Source organism: Streptomyces sp. NPDC002698, from assembly GCF_042888945.1.
GTDB lineage: Bacteria > Actinomycetota > Actinomycetes > Streptomycetales > Streptomycetaceae > Streptomyces.
Genome location: NZ_JBIAQM010000032.1, coordinates 79675 through 94591, shown reverse-complemented (window position 1 = coordinate 94591; position 14917 = coordinate 79675). Strand labels below are relative to the sequence as shown.

At 73.2% G+C, this 14917-nt stretch carries 15 protein-coding genes; 10 read left to right on the top strand and 5 right to left on the bottom strand.

The window, feature by feature from the left end:
• Positions 1 to 165: 165 nt before the first annotated feature.
• Positions 166 to 735 (bottom strand): Dps family protein, encoded by a 570-nt coding sequence (locus ACFYW9_RS32190; protein ID WP_389157834.1) that lies wholly within the window; start codon positions 733 to 735, stop codon positions 166 to 168.
• A 333-nt stretch (positions 736 to 1068) separates the two neighbouring features.
• Here ACFYW9_RS32190 and ACFYW9_RS32185 point away from each other — a divergent pair, with 333 nt between their 5' ends.
• The 7 genes from ACFYW9_RS32185 (at position 1069) to ACFYW9_RS32155 (ending at position 6083) form a co-directional block, all read left to right on the top strand.
• The gene (locus ACFYW9_RS32185; RefSeq protein ID WP_389157831.1) at positions 1069 to 1476 is read left to right on the top strand and encodes a DUF5133 domain-containing protein; all 408 of its coding nucleotides are present in this window, start codon (positions 1069 to 1071) and stop codon (positions 1474 to 1476) included.
• Between the two features lie 248 nt (positions 1477 to 1724).
• The gene (locus tag ACFYW9_RS32180) at positions 1725 to 1991 is read left to right on the top strand and encodes a hypothetical protein (RefSeq protein WP_389157828.1); all 267 of its coding nucleotides are present in this window, start codon (positions 1725 to 1727) and stop codon (positions 1989 to 1991) included.
• 345 nt (positions 1992 to 2336) lie between these two features.
• Positions 2337 to 2513, top strand: coding sequence for a hypothetical protein (locus ACFYW9_RS32175; protein WP_261705424.1), 177 nt, complete (start codon positions 2337 to 2339; stop codon positions 2511 to 2513).
• Positions 2514 to 2774: 261 nt separating this feature from the next.
• A complete protein-coding gene (locus ACFYW9_RS32170; protein WP_351866708.1) occupies positions 2775 to 3140 on the top strand; it encodes a PRC-barrel domain-containing protein in 366 nt (121 codons plus the stop codon).
• Positions 3141 to 3337: 197 nt separating this feature from the next.
• Positions 3338 to 4261 carry a YihY/virulence factor BrkB family protein gene (locus tag ACFYW9_RS32165; RefSeq protein WP_389157823.1) on the top strand — a complete coding sequence of 308 codons (924 nt, stop codon included), beginning with the start codon at positions 3338 to 3340 and terminating at the stop codon, positions 4259 to 4261.
• A gap of 81 nt (positions 4262 to 4342) precedes the next feature.
• Entirely contained in the window at positions 4343 to 4621 is a 279-nt protein-coding gene (locus ACFYW9_RS32160) for a GlsB/YeaQ/YmgE family stress response membrane protein (protein ID WP_326789817.1), read from the top strand.
• A gap of 253 nt (positions 4622 to 4874) precedes the next feature.
• Positions 4875 to 6083, top strand: a complete 1209-nt coding sequence (locus ACFYW9_RS32155; RefSeq protein ID WP_389157819.1) for a cysteine desulfurase-like protein — start codon at positions 4875 to 4877, stop codon at positions 6081 to 6083.
• 81 nt (positions 6084 to 6164) lie between these two features.
• Here the strand turns inward: ACFYW9_RS32155 and ACFYW9_RS32150 are convergent, their stop codons facing one another.
• From ACFYW9_RS32150 to ACFYW9_RS32135, 4 genes are all read right to left on the bottom strand, one after another.
• Positions 6165 to 7244 carry a MerR family transcriptional regulator gene (locus tag ACFYW9_RS32150; RefSeq protein WP_389157853.1) on the bottom strand — a complete coding sequence of 360 codons (1080 nt, stop codon included), beginning with the start codon at positions 7242 to 7244 and terminating at the stop codon, positions 6165 to 6167.
• 253 nt (positions 7245 to 7497) lie between these two features.
• Positions 7498 to 8385, bottom strand: a complete 888-nt coding sequence (locus ACFYW9_RS32145; protein WP_329297759.1) for an oxygenase MpaB family protein — start codon at positions 8383 to 8385, stop codon at positions 7498 to 7500.
• Positions 8386 to 8622: 237 nt separating this feature from the next.
• Positions 8623 to 9573, bottom strand: coding sequence for an ornithine cyclodeaminase family protein (locus ACFYW9_RS32140; RefSeq protein WP_389157816.1), 951 nt, complete (start codon positions 9571 to 9573; stop codon positions 8623 to 8625).
• Positions 9570 to 10478: an IclR family transcriptional regulator gene (locus ACFYW9_RS32135; protein WP_389157813.1), complete on the bottom strand. Its 909-nt coding sequence runs from the start codon at positions 10476 to 10478 to the stop codon at positions 9570 to 9572. The genes ACFYW9_RS32140 and ACFYW9_RS32135 overlap by 4 nt, the downstream gene beginning before the upstream one ends.
• Before the next feature lie 211 nt (positions 10479 to 10689).
• Between ACFYW9_RS32135 and ACFYW9_RS32130 the strand changes: the two genes are divergently transcribed.
• The 3 genes from ACFYW9_RS32130 to ACFYW9_RS32120 all read left to right on the top strand — a co-directional run bounded on the left by ACFYW9_RS32130 (position 10690) and on the right by ACFYW9_RS32120 (position 14876).
• Positions 10690 to 12117: an amidohydrolase family protein gene (locus ACFYW9_RS32130; RefSeq protein ID WP_389157809.1), complete on the top strand. Its 1428-nt coding sequence runs from the start codon at positions 10690 to 10692 to the stop codon at positions 12115 to 12117.
• The gene (locus ACFYW9_RS32125) at positions 12114 to 13193 is read left to right on the top strand and encodes a dipeptidase (protein ID WP_389157806.1); all 1080 of its coding nucleotides are present in this window, start codon (positions 12114 to 12116) and stop codon (positions 13191 to 13193) included. The genes ACFYW9_RS32130 and ACFYW9_RS32125 overlap by 4 nt, the downstream gene beginning before the upstream one ends.
• A 333-nt stretch (positions 13194 to 13526) precedes the next feature.
• Entirely contained in the window at positions 13527 to 14876 is a 1350-nt protein-coding gene (locus ACFYW9_RS32120; RefSeq protein ID WP_389157803.1) for a transaminase, read from the top strand.
• Positions 14877 to 14917: the final 41 nt, after the last annotated feature.

Below are 14917 nucleotides of genomic sequence, written 5' to 3'. Positions count from 1 at the left end.
CGGCCCCCCCCCCCCCCCCCCCCCCCCCCCCCCGCCGGGCGCCCCCCCCCCCCCCCCCCCCCCCCCCCCCCCCCCCCCCCCCCCCGACGTGTACCGACGTGTACCGACGTGTACCGACGTGTACCGACGTGTACCGACGTGTTCTTCCGTCAGGGCCTCGCTGTCCTAGCCCGTGGTGCCCTGCCGGGCCGATCGCGCCGCCTCGCGTTCCGTCCGGGCCCCGGCCTGCGACAGCGACCCGCCCGAACTCTCCAGGTGCGCCCGGACGAACCACTGGAACTGTTCGAGCGCGCGGAGCTGTTCGATGAGAAGGTCCTCGGTCACCGGGTCGATCTTGCCGATCTCGGCCACGGCCGCGCGGTGCTCCTGCACGATCCCCGTGTAGACGAGGTCGAGGGCGCCGAGGTGGGCGATGGCGTCGGCGCGGCCGACGCTGTAGTCGTCCCAGGTCCGTTCGGCGACGAGCGCTCCCGGTGTGCCGTGCGGAACCCCGCCGAGGGCGGAGATCCGTTCGGCGGCGTCGTCCGCCATGTCGCGCACGCGGTCCACCTGCGGGTCGAGCATTTCGTGCACGGCGATGAAATGCGGGCCCACCACGTTCCAGTGGATGTGTTTCAGCGTGAGCGACAGGTCGTTGAGAGCGTGCAGCCGCATGCTCAGCAGATCGATGATCCGCCCGCCGTCGTGCGTGCTGACGCCGGGGACGGTGTAATTCGGTGTAGGGGAAGTCGTCATGTTCGTTTCCTTCACACAGATCTTTTGTACGTGTTCCGGCGCGGGGGCGTCCGTGGCGGGGCCGCCGGCGGTGCCATCGGCCGCGACCGCCGCCGGACGCGCCCTGCGGGGGGAACCGTCGCCATCAACGTCCGGTGCCTCCAAGTTCCCTGGTTCGTTCGCGTCACACCTTCGCGCCCGGGTGCCGGTCCGTTCCGCACGCGACGGGCGGGAGCGGCGGGGTGCCGTCATCGGGGCGGCGTTGGGCCACATAGGTTGTCTGGGGCGGTTGTTGGGAATGAACCGTGGCGAACCCGGGCACACGGACGGAAACTCGAGAGAGGAGCCCTCGCCGTGCTCGTGCCCGACCCGAAGGTTGTCCGGAGGCTGCTGACGCGTTACGCGGCCCTGAAGATCGCGTACGCCGAGAAGGAGACACTGGAGACGGCCCGCGGCCTGGAGGACGTCACGTACACGCTCTGTGTGATGACGGGAACGACCAGCGTGCGCGACGCCGTCGTCGCCGCCGACGCCCTGCTCGTGGCCGGAGAGAAGCGGCGGGAAGCGCGGCAGGCCGGACTGCTGGGGAGCGTGACGTCCCCGGCGCCCTCGCCGAAGGCGGTGTCCGCGGCCGCCCCGCCGCTCGCACAGCAACCCGCCGAGGTGCGGACGCTGAACGGCCGTCGTCTCCCGTCCCGAGCGTGGCCGCATCCGGATGGCGGGGGCCCGATGACGGCAGGTTCCTGTCCGTCGAACGGCTGAACTACCTAGTCGGCCCCCGCTCGTTCTCCTGCTGTGAGCATCGTCGAGGCGGAGATGAGGAATCGATGAGCCGACACAGCAAAGGCCGTAGGCACCGCAAGGTGAACATGACACCCCGTCCGGTCGGACCGAGGAGGTCGCCCCGCGAGGTCCGGGAGCAGGCGGGCGCGGGTGCGGTCGGCCCGCGGCCGGCGCGGGCCGAGCCTCCCGTTACCGGGCAGGACGCGAACGGGGAAAGGGCCGAGGCCGTGTCCAGGGCGGTGAGCGAGAGCGGTCTGAGCCGTCATGCCGTGCGCACGTGGGAGCGCCTGGCGGAAGCGGGCGCCGAGGGTGTCGAGGTCGCGGAACTCACCGCGGCCGTGGGCTTCCGGCGCTCCACCGTGCTCGGGCATCTGAAGGGTCTGGCCGGACTCGGACTGGCCGAGGACCACGAGGGCGTGTGGCGGGCGACCGGTCCGGCGGGGGGCGCGGCCGCGCGTGAGGGTGCGGGGGCTTCGGCCGGGAGCGTTTCCTAGGACGGAGGTCCGTGGCGGCGCTTGCCGGGCGATCCACCCGCGTCCAAGCGCCGCCCGCCCCGCCGATGTCCCAGCGCCCGCCCCTGGCGTGCCCGCCCCTGGCGTGCCCGCCCCGCGGGTGCCTGGCCCCGGCGTGCCCGAACGCGGCTGTCGACCCCGGCGTGCCCGCCGCCTGCTTGTCGCCCCGGCGCGCCCGCCCCCGCATGCGGGCCCGCCTCCGCGGGTTGCCGTACGGCGTTGCCGGAAGGGGATCCGGCGGATCCGTCACGCGACGTAGTGTCGGGCGGCCTTCTCGGGGCATCCGGACTCCATCACTCGACTGCCGGACCTTCACAAGGAGTCCTCATGCTCGGCATAGCTGCCGCCGTACTGCTGTTCATCGCGTTCCTGATCAACGCCGGTGACGTTTCGACCAATCACGTGTTCACGTCCACCAACGTCATGCTCATCGGGCTCGCCCTGCTCGCCCTTCACCTCTCGGGCGTCGGCGGGGGCTGGGCGACGCGCAGCCGTCGCCGCTGACGGGCGGGGCCCCTCTCCCCGGTGGTGTGCCCCGTTGACGCCGGAGCACCTCACCGCACCCCGCGACGAGAGCGGCGGGGCGAGGAGTCCCGGGGCCGGCTGACACGGCGTACGCCCCGGTCACGCACTCGGGCGAACGGCGCCGAGCCCGCGTGTCAGCACGCCCGATTCATCGAATGCCCGCCGCACAGCGGGGTATTGGCAGCCCTGTGGGACGACGCGGGAGCGTATCGGCGAACCCGCGAGCTGACGGAGGAAGACATGACGATCGACGAAATCTGGTCGTACGCACCGGAGTTCAACCACCCCGAAGCCAACGAACTGTCCGGTTACAGCGTCGAGGCGACCGACGGGACGATAGGGCATGTCGACCGGCAGGCCGACGAATCGGGGATGCGGCACATCGTCGTCGACACCGGTGTCTGGGTGTTCGGCAAGAGTGTGCTGGTGCCCGTGGGGGTCGTCGCCGGCATCGACACGGAGTCCCAGAAGATCACCGTCGCGTGCACGCGCGAGGAGATCAAATCGGCGCCGGTGTTCAAGACCGACCGCGAGACCCTGGACCCCGCGTACCTGTCCAGCGTCGGGACCTACTACCGAAGCCTCCCGCCGAGGCAGCCCGCGTGAGCCCTCGCGCGGTGACCTGCGGCGGTGCGCGCGCGGCCGACCGCCACGGACAAGGTGAGCAGGCGTAGAGGGACCCGCGCGTGGAAGGAGAGCCTCGACCGACTCCGCCGGACACGGGGTCCGGAACGCCGGCCGGACCGGCGCGGAGAGGTGAGGGATGAACGGACGAGACGTCACACGGTTCCCGGGGACCGGGCATGTCCGCTGAGTCGGGGCCCAACAGTGTCATCGAGGCGGTCCGCCCGGCACGGCTCCGCCGGTACGGGCCGCGGCTGCCCGCCTTCTGGTGGCCGGCGCTGCGCCGCACCCCGGTCTCGATGTGGAACGACGACGTGTCCGACTGGGCGGCCGCGCTGACGTACTACGCGATCCTCTCGGTGCTCCCGGCCCTGCTGGTCATGGTCATCGCCTTCGGCCTGATCGGTCCGGACACCGCCGAACAGTTCATCGCGCACGTCACGGCGTACGCGCCCGCGCAGTCGGGGGCCGAACTGCACCAGGCGCTGGGGGAGATGCTGCGGCAGCGGTCCGCCGCCTGGACGCTGCTGGTCACCGGTGCGGCCAGCGCGCTGTGGTCGGCGTCGAGCTACCTGGCGGTGTTCCGCAGGGCTCTGCACCGCATGCACGACGCGGCGGACCACCGTTCGGCCTGGCGCACCGCGCACCGGCTGGTGCTGACCGCGCTGGCGCTTCTCGGACTGCTCGTCGTCAGCGCGCTCGTCCTGTTGCTGACCGGCCCGGTGGCCGAGGCCGCCGGCCGTGCCGTCGGGGTCGACGGCACGGTGGCCGTGGCGTGGAACCTGCTCCGCTGGCCCCTGTTGACGTGCCTGGTGGCCCTGCTGGTCCTTATCGTGTTCCACACCGGGCCGCCGCCCGCCCGCCGTCGCCGGCACAGCCTGCCCGGCGGCGTCCTGGCCGCCGTCCTCTGGCTGGCCGTCTCGGCCGGATTCGCCCTGTACGCCTCTGTCCTCGGCGCCTACAGCCGGCTCTACGGGTCCCTCGCGGGCCTTGTCGTCTTCCTGGTGTGGCTGTGGCTGTCCAACCTTGCGCTGCTGGCCGGCGCGCAGTTCACGGCCGAACTCGACAAGGCCGCGGCGGCGAGGCACCGGGCGACGGTCTGAGGTTCACAGGTTTGTTCCGGCCAGGACGGCGCACACGGACTGAGGAAGCCACATCTTGTACGGACGGACGATGGAGGAACTGTGGGCATCATCGCTTGGATTCTGATCGGGTTGCTTGCCGGTGCCATCGCCAAGCTGCTCCTGCCGGGCAAGGACCCGGGCGGGATCATCATCACCATGCTGATCGGGGTGGCGGGCGGCCTGCTGGGCGGCTGGCTGGGCAAGGTCGTCTTCGGCGTCGACTCGATCGACGGGTTCTTCGACCTGTCGACCTGGATCGCCGCCATCGCGGGATCGCTGATCCTTCTGGTTCTCTACCGGGTGCTGACGGGCAACAGCCGATCGCACCGCCACGCGTGAAGGGGCCCCGGCCCGTTCGACGCGTCATGACTCACGGCCTGGGGCCGGCACCGGAGTTCCCGGTTGCCGGCCCCAGGCCGTACGTCATCTCCTCGGGGCGCGCCCGGGGCGCCGCGCCGCCTTCCCACCGCGGCGGGCCTCCTGCCATGATCACCGGAGAACGCGCGGGCCCGCCCCGTCACGGGCTTTCGACGGCCGGACCCCGTTCCGGGCCGCCCGGTGCGGGCCGCGCCGCAGTCAGTGAGGAGCCCGAGTGACGTACGACGTCGGCGCGCTGCGCGCCGAGATCCCCGCCCTGCTGTCCGGTGTCGCGCACTTCGACGGGCCGGGCGGCACACAGACCCCGGCCCGGGTGGCCGGCGCGATCGCGGACGCGCTCACCGGCCCGCTGTCGATCCGGGGGCGCCTGACGCCGGGAGAGGTGAACGCGGAGAATTTCGTCCAGGGGTTCCGGCAGGCGGTGGCCGACCTGGTGGGCGGTGATCCGTCCGGAGTCGTCTTCGGCCGCAGCGCCACCCAGCTCACGTACGACCTCGCCGGGGCGCTCGCGAAGGGCTGGGTTCCCGGTGACGAGGTCGTCGTCAGCCGTCTCGACCATGACGCGAACATCCGGCCCTGGGTCCAGGCGGCCGAACGGGCCGGCGCCCAGGTGCGCTGGGCGGACTTCGACCCGGAGACGGGTGAACTCCCGTCCTCCGCGGTGGGCGCCCTGCTGACCGAACACACCCGGCTGGTCGCGGTCACCGCCGCCTCGAACCTGACGGGGACCGTGCCCGACGTCGCCGGCATCGCCCGCCTGGTCCACCGGCACCCACGGGCGCTGCTCCACGTGGACGGAGTGCACTACGCGGCGCACGCCTTCGTGGATCTCGCGCGGCTCGGCGCCGACTTCTTCGTGTGCTCGCCCTACAAGTTCCTCGGCCCCCACCACGGTGTCCTGGCCGCGTCCCCGCTACTGCTGGAGCGACTGCGCCCCGACAAACTGCTTCCGTCCACCGACACGGTTCCCGAGCGGTTCGAACTCGGGACGCTGCCTTACGAGTTGCTCGCCGGCACCACCGCCGCGATCGATGTCCTCGCCGGCCTCTCGGGCGACACGACGGGCGGGAGGCGAGACCGTCTGCGCTCGGCCTTCGCGGCGATCGAGCGGCACGAGGAAGCGCTGCGCGGACGGTTGGAGGCGGGCCTCGCCGAACTGCCCGGGGTCACGGTCCGCTCCCGCGCGGCCCGTCGTACGCCCACCCTGCTGCTGACGTTCGACGGCCGGGAGGCGGCGGACGCCTCCGTGTACCTGGCGGACCGCGGTGTGCACGCACCCGCCGGATCGTTCTACGCGCTGGAGGCGTCCCGGCACCTGGGACTCGGGGACACCGGGGGCCTGCGGGTCGGGCTCTCGCCGTACAACGACGAGGACGACGTCGATCGGCTGCTGGAGGGCCTGGCGGCCTTCCTGCGGTCGTAGGCGCGGGGCCGGTCTCCCGCGTCGCGGGCCCGGTGCCGGGGCGAACCGGGCCGGCCCGCGGACGAGCGCGAGGCCGGCCGGTCAGGAGCGCGTCGGTGTCGTCGGACCCGTTGCCCGGTCGTCCGGGGCGGTGAGCAGGCGGAGCACCTCGGCGAGTTGACACGGACGCAGGAGTCCGGGGCCGGGCTGTGTGTCCCAGCCCGGCCCGCACAGCAGGACCCGGCTCCGGGTTCGTGCTCCCCGTACTCCCCAGCGTGTGGCGGCGAGGTGCCGGGCGAGCGGCAGGTTCGCCGTCGACCACGACTGGGACCACAGGACGACCGCCGGGGGACCGACGCGTTGCACCGCCGCCATGAGTGCCTCGGGCGGGACGGCTCCGCCGAGGGTCACGGCGGGTACACGCCGTTCCGCGAGCGCCGCGTTGAGGGCCTCCAGGGGCAGGGTGTGCTGTTCGCCCGGAGTGCAGGCCAGCAGGACGGGCGACACCGCGGCGGGCGGTCCGTTCCCCGCCGCGGACACGTAGGCGTGTCGCAGGGTGGCGGAGACGTGCCAGGTCAGAAGGTGCTCGACCTCGACGTAACGGTCTCCCGACGACTCCCATTTGCGGCCCACGGCCCGCAGGGCGGGCACCATCACGTCCTCCCAGGCCCTGGCCAGGCCGTGCGTACCGACCGCCGTCGCAAGCCGCTCCTGGACGGCGCGGGCGTCCAGCCGGACGGCGGCACGCGCGAGACCCCGGCCCTCCTGGGCCACGTCCGCCGACGGCGGCCCGGTGCCCGTCGGCGATCCCGGTGTCCCCGGGCCCGGAGCCGTCGGCGACGACCCCTCCGGGATCCGGACGCCGGTCCGCGTACGGGCGGTGGTCCGCGCCCGGACGGCGAGGGCCGGTGACGCGGCGACACGGCCGCGAGCCGACTCCTTGGCCGCGCGGGCGGCTTCGGCGGGGGGCAGGCCGGCGGCGGTCAGCCGGCACATCTCCTGCACCATGGCCACGTCGTCGGGCGACCACCGGCGGTGGCGGCCGTCCGCCCGCACCGCGGGCCCCAGACCGTACCGCCGGTCCCAGGAGCGCAACGTCGTGGGCGACACCCCGAGCCTGCGCGCCAGGAAACCCGTCGCCACCCCCACACCCGTGGTCTCCTGCTCGTCGTCGGCGCTCAGTTCCACGGAGCGGCTCCCGGGAGGACGGTGGACGGTGCTCCGAAGGTGCCCCACCCACGGGTGGAGGGGCCCGGTGCGCGGCGGCAGCGGATCATGACGGACCTCGCCTCGATTCCCGAGCCGTCCGGGACCCGGCCGGTCCGGCGGGCTCACCCCTGTTTCGGCGCGGGGCGGTCCTCCGGATGCGGCGAACCGGCCCGTCGTGCGCCCGGCCGGCCGGCCGGGAGGGGCGGGCGGGTCCCGTGGGCACCGCTCACGTGACCGCGTGGACGGTTCGCGCGCGCTGCGGTGCCATCGCCCAGCGGACCGCCGAGGTGAAGGCGCTGCCGAGCGGACGTACGCACACACTGTCCACCAACGGCAACCGGGGCAGCCGTAGTTCGGCGGCGGCCCAAGCGGGCAGCAGGGACACCGCGTTCGCGGCGAGCACCCCGTACGGCAGTCGGGCCACGAGCGGCACCGGCGGGTCCAGCAGGAGGAAACGCGCGGCGTCGCGGGCCTGTGCCGTCGCGCGCACCTCGCCGCGGTACGCGTTCAGCCGGTCCGCGAGTTCGGCACGGTTCGTGGGCGGGTCCAGGACGCCGAGCGCGGAGGCGACGCGGGCCGTGTCCGCCACGTAGGCGTCGCAGTCGGCCGCGGAGAGCGGCCGCGAGCCGTACCGCTGATGCGCGCGCAGGAAGCTGTCGATCTCCGCGACGTGGACCCAGCCGAGGAGGTGGGGATCCGCCGCGTGGTACGGCGTTCCCTCCGAGGTCACACCGCGCACCCGCTCATGGACCGCCCGTACCCGGTCGCAGGCGTCCTGGGCGCTCTCGGCCGTGCCGTATGTCGTCACCGCGAGGAAGGTGCTGGTGCGCTGGAGTCTTCCCCAAGGGTCCCCGCGGAAGCCCGAGTGCGCGGAGACGGCGGCCATGGCGAGCGGGTGCAGCGACTGGAGCAGCAGCGCGGAGAGGCCGCCGATGAACATCGACGCGTCCCCGTGCACGGTGCGGATGGGGCGGTCCGGGCCGAACCAGCGGGGTCCGGGCGTGCCGTGGATACGGGCGCGGTTCTTCGGTCCGTCCGGGCCCGCGACCCGGGTGAACAGGGCACTGCCCAGCCGTTCCCGCACTCCGCCGCCGTCCGCTCCGGTCACTCTCATGGGGCACCGGCCTCCTCCGCGTCGTGCTCCGTCGCGCCCGCGGCCTGTTCCGGACCGGCCTGTCCGGGACTGCGGCCGTGGCATCCGGGGTCGCCCGCGGACCGGCGGAAACACCCTTCAGCATGGCCGAACCGGGGGAGGAAAGTCCACGGGGCCCCATCGGTCACCGGGTGATGCCGGCGCCGACGAGCGGGACCGGCGCTCACGGGGCGCCGCTTCACAGGGTGAGGCGCCGCGTCACAGGGTGATACGGGTGCCCCATGCCTCGGCGCGGGCGACGGCGTCGGCGACATGGGCGGCCGCGACGTCCAGAGCGGCGTGGCCGGTCGACTTGAACAGCGTGAGTTCGTCCTCGTCGCGCCGCCCGGGGTGTTCGCCGCCGAGGACCGAGCCGAGGAGCGTCACGCGCCGGTCGGGCGGGAGGTCCTGCAACTCGTGGGCGCCGGAGGGCGGCCGGGTCGTGGCGGCGCCGTGCCATTCGGCGAAGAGGGTGGCGTCCCGGACCGTGTCGGCGTCCAGCTCGGGCCCGTGGGAGCCGCCCACCGAGCTGATGTGGGTGCCGGGGGCGAGCCATGCGCGACGGATCACCGGGAGGACGGCGCCGGTGCAGCAGAACACCGTGCCGGCCCCGCGTACCGCGTCCTCGATGCGCTCCGCGACGCCCCCGGCGGGGTGGAGCGCGGCGGCGATCCCGGCGCGTCCGGGATCGCGGCCCGCGACGGAGACGGGGGTCTCGGGGGCCACGGCCGCGAGCAGCGCGATCTGGGCGCGCGCCTGCGCGCCCGTCCCGATGACGGCGACCCGCTCGGCGTCCGGACGGGCCAGCGCGCGGGCGCTCAGTGTGGCCGTCGCCGCGGTACGGATCTCGGTGAGAGGCTCCGCGTCCATCAGGGCCAGCGGACGGCCGTCGGTCTCGTCGAAGAGCGCGACGATCCCCCGGTGGCTGCTGCGGCCCGGCCGTGCCGGGTCGGCGAACACCGAGACCAGCTTGGCCGCGAGCCCGAGACCGGGCACATGGCCGGGCATCGCGCCGAGCAGGCCGTGCGGGGTGTGCGCGGCGATCCGCGGCGGTACGGAGACCTCGTCACGGCCGATGGCGACGAGGGCCGTGGCCACGGCGTCCAGGACGCGCCGCGGATCGAGTGCGGCGCGCGTCTGCGCCCCGTCGAGGAAGAGGATCTCGCTCATGCCGGGCCTTCGGTGGACGGGGACGGGGGCGGGGAGACGCTGGGGAAGACGGGGGCGGACGTGGGCGGGGGCGACGCTTGGCCGGTGACCCCGGTGACCCCGGTGACCCCGGTGACCCCGGTGACCCCGGTGACCTGGGGGACTTCGGTGACTTCGGAGGTTCCGGGGCCGGAGAGGATCCGCGCCAGTTCCTCCGTCGCCTCGCGCAGGCGCTCCCGCAGACCGGGAAGCCGGGCCTCGCCGAAGTCGGGGCCCAGTCCGACCAGGGTGAGGGCGCAGACGGGGGCGCCCGGACGCGTGACCACGGCGCGGGCGAGCGAGGCGACCGGCTGCTCGTTGCGCCCGTACTCGACGGCGAAACCGGTGCGTTCGGCGTCCTCGATGTCGGCCAGCAGCCCGTCGGGTCCCTCCAGCGGATACCCGGACTCCTCCGCGGCGCGCAGATAGGGGACCCGGTCGGCGGGGGAGAGGGCGGCGACCAGGGCGAGCGGGCCGGCGAACCGGTGAACGGGCAGGGCCTGGCCGGTCAGGCTGCTGATCATCGCCAGACGGTCGGGTCGTACGACGTCGATCACGCGGGACCGGTCGACCTCGGGCACCTGAAGGTTGACCATCATGCCGGTGCGCTCGGACAGCGCCGCGAGAACCGGCCGGGCGAGGGCGCCGAGAGAGTTCCGCGCCGCCGAGGACGACAGCTGCAGGACCGCCGTGCCCGGCAGATAGCGGTCGCCGGCGCGCAGCACCCAGCCGCGCCGGACCAGGTCGACGAGCACGCGGTAGGCGGTCGCGCGATGCAGCCCGACCTCCTCGGCGAGGTCGACGAGACGCGGAGGCCGGGACGCGCGGGCCACGGCCTCGATCAGGTCCAGGGCCTTGTCCACCGCGGTACGGGGTGCTGCGGGCAATTCCGGCCCCTCCTTGTGACGACGTGAGATGCGAGCGTACGGTAGCGCATGTTGCGAGAGACGATACGTCTGTTACGTAGAGCGTAACAAGATCTTTCAAGTGACCCGGCCCGAACGTTCCCTGTCCGAACGTTCCCTGTCGGGCGGATCCGGTCCGGACAGGGTCGGTCCCGACAGGGCCGCTCCGGTAAGAACTACTACTGAGGTGAAGATGACGGACGAGACTTCGGGCGCACCGGCCCCGCACGCGCCCGCGGTGAGAGGAGCCGTCGCGGTGTACCGCGGCGCGACACTGTTCGACGGAACCGGTGGTCCGGTCCGGACCTCGACGTCGATCGTGATCGACGGTCCGGTCATCCGTGCCGTCGGGGACGATGCCGTGATCGCCGGGACCCTGCCCTCCGACGCCCAGGTCTTCGACCTCGGCGGACGTTTCGTCATCCCCGGTCTGGTCGACGCCCACCAGCACATCGCGACGCCGCCGGACCGGCCCGTCGCCGAGGCGGTGCTGCGCCGGCTCGTCCACAGCGGGGTCACGGCCATCCGTGACATGGCCGACGACCTGCGCCAGGTCGGTGACCTGGCGAGGGCGACGCTCGTCGGCGAGATCCCCGGCCCCGACATCCGCTACGCCGCGCTGATGGCGGGACCCGGCTTCTTCGACGATCCGCGCACCCACCAGGTGTCCCGGGGCGAGACGCCCGGTGCCGTTCCGTGGATGCAGGCGGTCACGAAGGACACCGACCTGCGGATCGCCGTCGCCCTGGCGCGCGGGACCCACGCCTCCGCGATCAAGGTGTACGCGGATCTCGACCGGGACACCGTCGCCGCGATCACGGCGGAGGCGTACCGCCAGGGCATCCCCGTCTGGGCCCACGCCGCCGTCTTCCCGGCCTCGCCCGGCCAGGTCGTCGCGGCCGGCGCCGACAGCGTCTCCCACGTCACCCTGCTCGCCTTCGAGGGCACGGACGAGCCGCTGACCAGCTACAAGACCAAGCCCAAGGTCGACCACGAGCGGTTCGCCGCCGGTGACGACCCCCGTGTCGAGGAACTGTTCGCCCTGATGAGGCGGCGGGGCACGGTCCTCGACGCGACCGCGGGCATGTGGGCGAGCGAGGCCCTCGCGGGAGAGGGGCCCGAGGACGCGGCGCGGGCGGCGGCCAACACCGAACTCGCCGCCGTGCTCACCGCCCAGGCCCACCGGGCCGGTGTGGAGATCGCGACCGGCACGGACTACGAGACCGATCCCGGGGACCCCTTCCCCGCCCTCTACGAGGAGCTGGAGTTCCTCGTGCGGCGCTGCGGGATGTCGCCCGCGCAGGTGCTGCGCTCGGCCACGCTGATCGGTGCCCGGAGCGCCGGGGCCGAGGACGTCATGGGCAGTGTCGAAGCGGGCAAGCTCGCCAACTTCGTCGTCCTGGAGGACGATCCGCTGCGGGACATCGCGAACCTGCGCAGCGTCACGCTGACCGTCAAGCGCGGCCGGCGCTTCGAGCGCCGGGACTTCGACGGCACCGCCCCCGGCGCCGGGCGGCCCGAGGGCGCCCAGGGCCCCGGGTCCGAAGAGCCCGCCGCGACCCACCCCGTCGACGCGAGCGGCCCCGCCGAGTCGACCCACTTTGCCGAGGAGACCCGATGACCGACCTTCCCATGATCATCAACGCGCTCGGGCAGCTCGACAATCCGAACGCCCCCCGGTCGGCCGAGGCCGCCGCGCAGCTCAACCCCTCCAGCGAGCAGATGACCGTCGACGCCCGTACGTTGGCCGACGCCCACGCCTCCGGCCTCACCGCCGTCAACATCACCCTCGGCTACACGATGGGCGACCTGCCGCCCTACGAGCACACGCTCCACGAGATCGCCGTCTGGGACGGGATCATCCGGGACAACGCGGCCGACCTCCTCAAGGTCCGCACGGCCGCGGACATCCGCCGGGCCGGGCAGGAGGGCAGGATCGGTGTCGTCTACGGCTTCCAGAACGCCGTCGCGGTCGGCGAGGACACGGGGCGCATCGCCACGTTCGCCGATCTCGGTGTCCGGGTCGTCCAGCTCACGTACAACCAGGCCAATCACATCGGCGACGGCTCCATGGCGCCGGAGAACCGGGGCCTGACCGACTTCGGCCGGAGTGTCGTCGAGGCCCTCGACGAGCACCACCTGATGGTCGACCTCTCCCACAGCGGTGAGCGGACCTGTCTGGAGGCCGCCAAGACGGCGCGGGGCCCCGTGTCGATCAACCACACCGGCTGCCGCGCGCTCGCCGATCTCCCCCGCAACAAGACGGACGAGGAACTGCGCCTGGTGGCCTCGCGCGGCGGCTTCGTGGGCATCTACTTCATGCCCTTCCTGAACGTGTCGGGTCACGCGACGGCCGCCGACGTCGTGGAGCACATCGTCCACGCGGTCAACGTGTGCGGCGAGGACCATGTGGGCATCGGCACCGACGGGACCGTGACGTCCATCGACGACCTCGACGCGTACCGCTCGCATCTCGCCGGGCATGTGGCCCTGCGGCGCCAGGCGGGTGTCGGGGCGGCGGGGGAGCGCGACGACACGCTTCCCTTCGTGCTCGACCTGCGCGGAGTGGACCAGTTCCGGGAGCTCGTCCGCCTTCTGGAACAGCGCGGCTACACCTCGGAGCGCATCGAGAAGATCCTCGGCAGGAACTTCCTGGACTTCGCGGACCGGGTGTGGGCCCCGGAAGCCGCCCGGTAGCCGGCTCCGGCACCCGGGCGGAGTGGGGTGGCGGGCGGGAGGCCGGACCGGACCCGCCCGCGGCCCCCCGTTCCCGGCCGTCCGGCCGTCCGAATGCCGGGAGCCCCGTCATCCTCACCCGTACGAGCGGGACCCGGCCGGCGCGCCCGCCCTCGCGGCCGCCGGATCGAGTGTCATGGCGAGCGGTGACGGTCGAATCGGTTGTTCGAGCGACTGAATCGAGTGTCTGGGCTTGCTTCGGCGCCGCATACGTTCGTACGCTGGCCGAATCCGCTCGCCGAACGTGTCGCCGACCGAGCTCGCCGACCGGGTTCACCGACAGAGGAGCCCTTGATGGACCGCACACGCCTGCACCAGCTCCTGGCTCGGGAGAGCGCCGAGGCGGAGCGTCGCAACCCGCGGTCCAGGGCCGCGTACGAGCGCGCCGAGCACCTGTTCGGCCGAGTGCCGATGACCTGGATGAACAAGACCGCCGGGGCCTTCCCGCGCTATCTGGACAGTGCCCGCGGAGCCCGCGTCACCGACATCGACGGGCACGAGTACGTCGACTTCTGTCTCGGTGACACGGGCGCGATGGCCGGTCACTCACCCGAGGTGGTCGCCGAGGCGGTGCGGACGCGGTTCGCCGAGAGCGGCGGCGCGACCGCGATGCTGCCCACCGAGGACGCGGAGTGGGTGGGCGCCGAACTGACCCGCCGCTTCGGTCTCGCGCGCTGGAGCTTCTCGCTCACCGCGACCGACGCCAACCGCTGGTCCATCCGCCTGGCACGGGCGGTCACCGGCCGCCCGAAGATCCTGGTGAACAGCTACAGCTACCACGGCAGCGTCGACGAGTCGCTGATCGTCGTCGGCCCGGACGGCCACGGCACCGCCCGCCCCGGAAACGTCGGCGCCCCCTGCGACGTCACCCTCACCAGCCGGGTCGCGGAGTTCAACGACCTGGAGCAGCTGGAACGCGAGCTCGCGCACGGTGACGTCGCCGCCGTCCTGATGGAGCCCGCGCTCACCAACATCGGCATCGTGCTGCCCGAGCCGGGCTACCTGGAGGGCGTCCGTGCCCTGACGCGCCGGTACGGGACCCTGCTCATCAACGACGAGACGCACACCTTCTCCGCCGGCCCCGGTGGCTGCACCGCCGCCTGGGGCCTGGAGCCGGACATGCTCACGATCGGCAAGGCGATCGGCGGAGGGATCCCGGCCGGGGCGTACGGGCTCTCGGCCGAACTCGCCGACAAGCTGCTCGGCCGCGCCGATCTGGACCTGGTCGACATGGGCGGTGTCGGCGGCACCCTCGCCGGGAACGCCCTCTCCACCGCGGCGACGCGCGCGACCCTGGAACACGTCCTCACCGACGCCGCGTTCGACACGATGGCGAAGCTCTCCGAACGATTCGAGGCGGGTGTGCGGGCGGGAATCGACACCTGGGGCCTGCCGTGGTCGGTGAGCCGGCTCGGAGCCCGTACGGAATACCGGTTCGCCGATCCCGCGCCGCGCACCGGAACGGAATCGGCCGCGGCGGCGGACACCGAGCTGGAGGACTTCCTCCACCTGTACCTCGCCAACCGGGGCATCCTGCTGACCCCGTTCCACAACATGGCGCTCATGTGTCCGGCGACCACCGAGGAGGACGTGGACCGGCACACCGAGGTCTTCGCCGCCGCCCTGGCCGAACTGGTCGGCTGAACGGCCCCGTTAACCTTGGACCGGGCCAGCCGGAGAGGAAC

Coding starts and splice junctions, on each gene's coding strand:
- ACFYW9_RS32125 (WP_389157806.1), top strand. CDS start 12,114: ATGACCGACCTTCCCATGATCATCAACGCGCTCGGGCAGCTCGACAAT.
- ACFYW9_RS32130 (WP_389157809.1), top strand. CDS start 10,690: ATGACGGACGAGACTTCGGGCGCACCGGCCCCGCACGCGCCCGCGGTG.
- ACFYW9_RS32145 (WP_329297759.1), bottom strand. CDS start 8,385: ATGAGAGTGACCGGAGCGGACGGCGGCGGAGTGCGGGAACGGCTGGGC.
- ACFYW9_RS32140 (WP_389157816.1), bottom strand. CDS start 9,573: ATGAGCGAGATCCTCTTCCTCGACGGGGCGCAGACGCGCGCCGCACTC.
- ACFYW9_RS32190 (WP_389157834.1), bottom strand. CDS start 735: ATGACGACTTCCCCTACACCGAATTACACCGTCCCCGGCGTCAGCACG.
- ACFYW9_RS32175 (WP_261705424.1), top strand. CDS start 2,337: ATGCTCGGCATAGCTGCCGCCGTACTGCTGTTCATCGCGTTCCTGATC.
- ACFYW9_RS32120 (WP_389157803.1), top strand. CDS start 13,527: ATGGACCGCACACGCCTGCACCAGCTCCTGGCTCGGGAGAGCGCCGAG.
- ACFYW9_RS32165 (WP_389157823.1), top strand. CDS start 3,338: ATGTCCGCTGAGTCGGGGCCCAACAGTGTCATCGAGGCGGTCCGCCCG.
- ACFYW9_RS32170 (WP_351866708.1), top strand. CDS start 2,775: ATGACGATCGACGAAATCTGGTCGTACGCACCGGAGTTCAACCACCCC.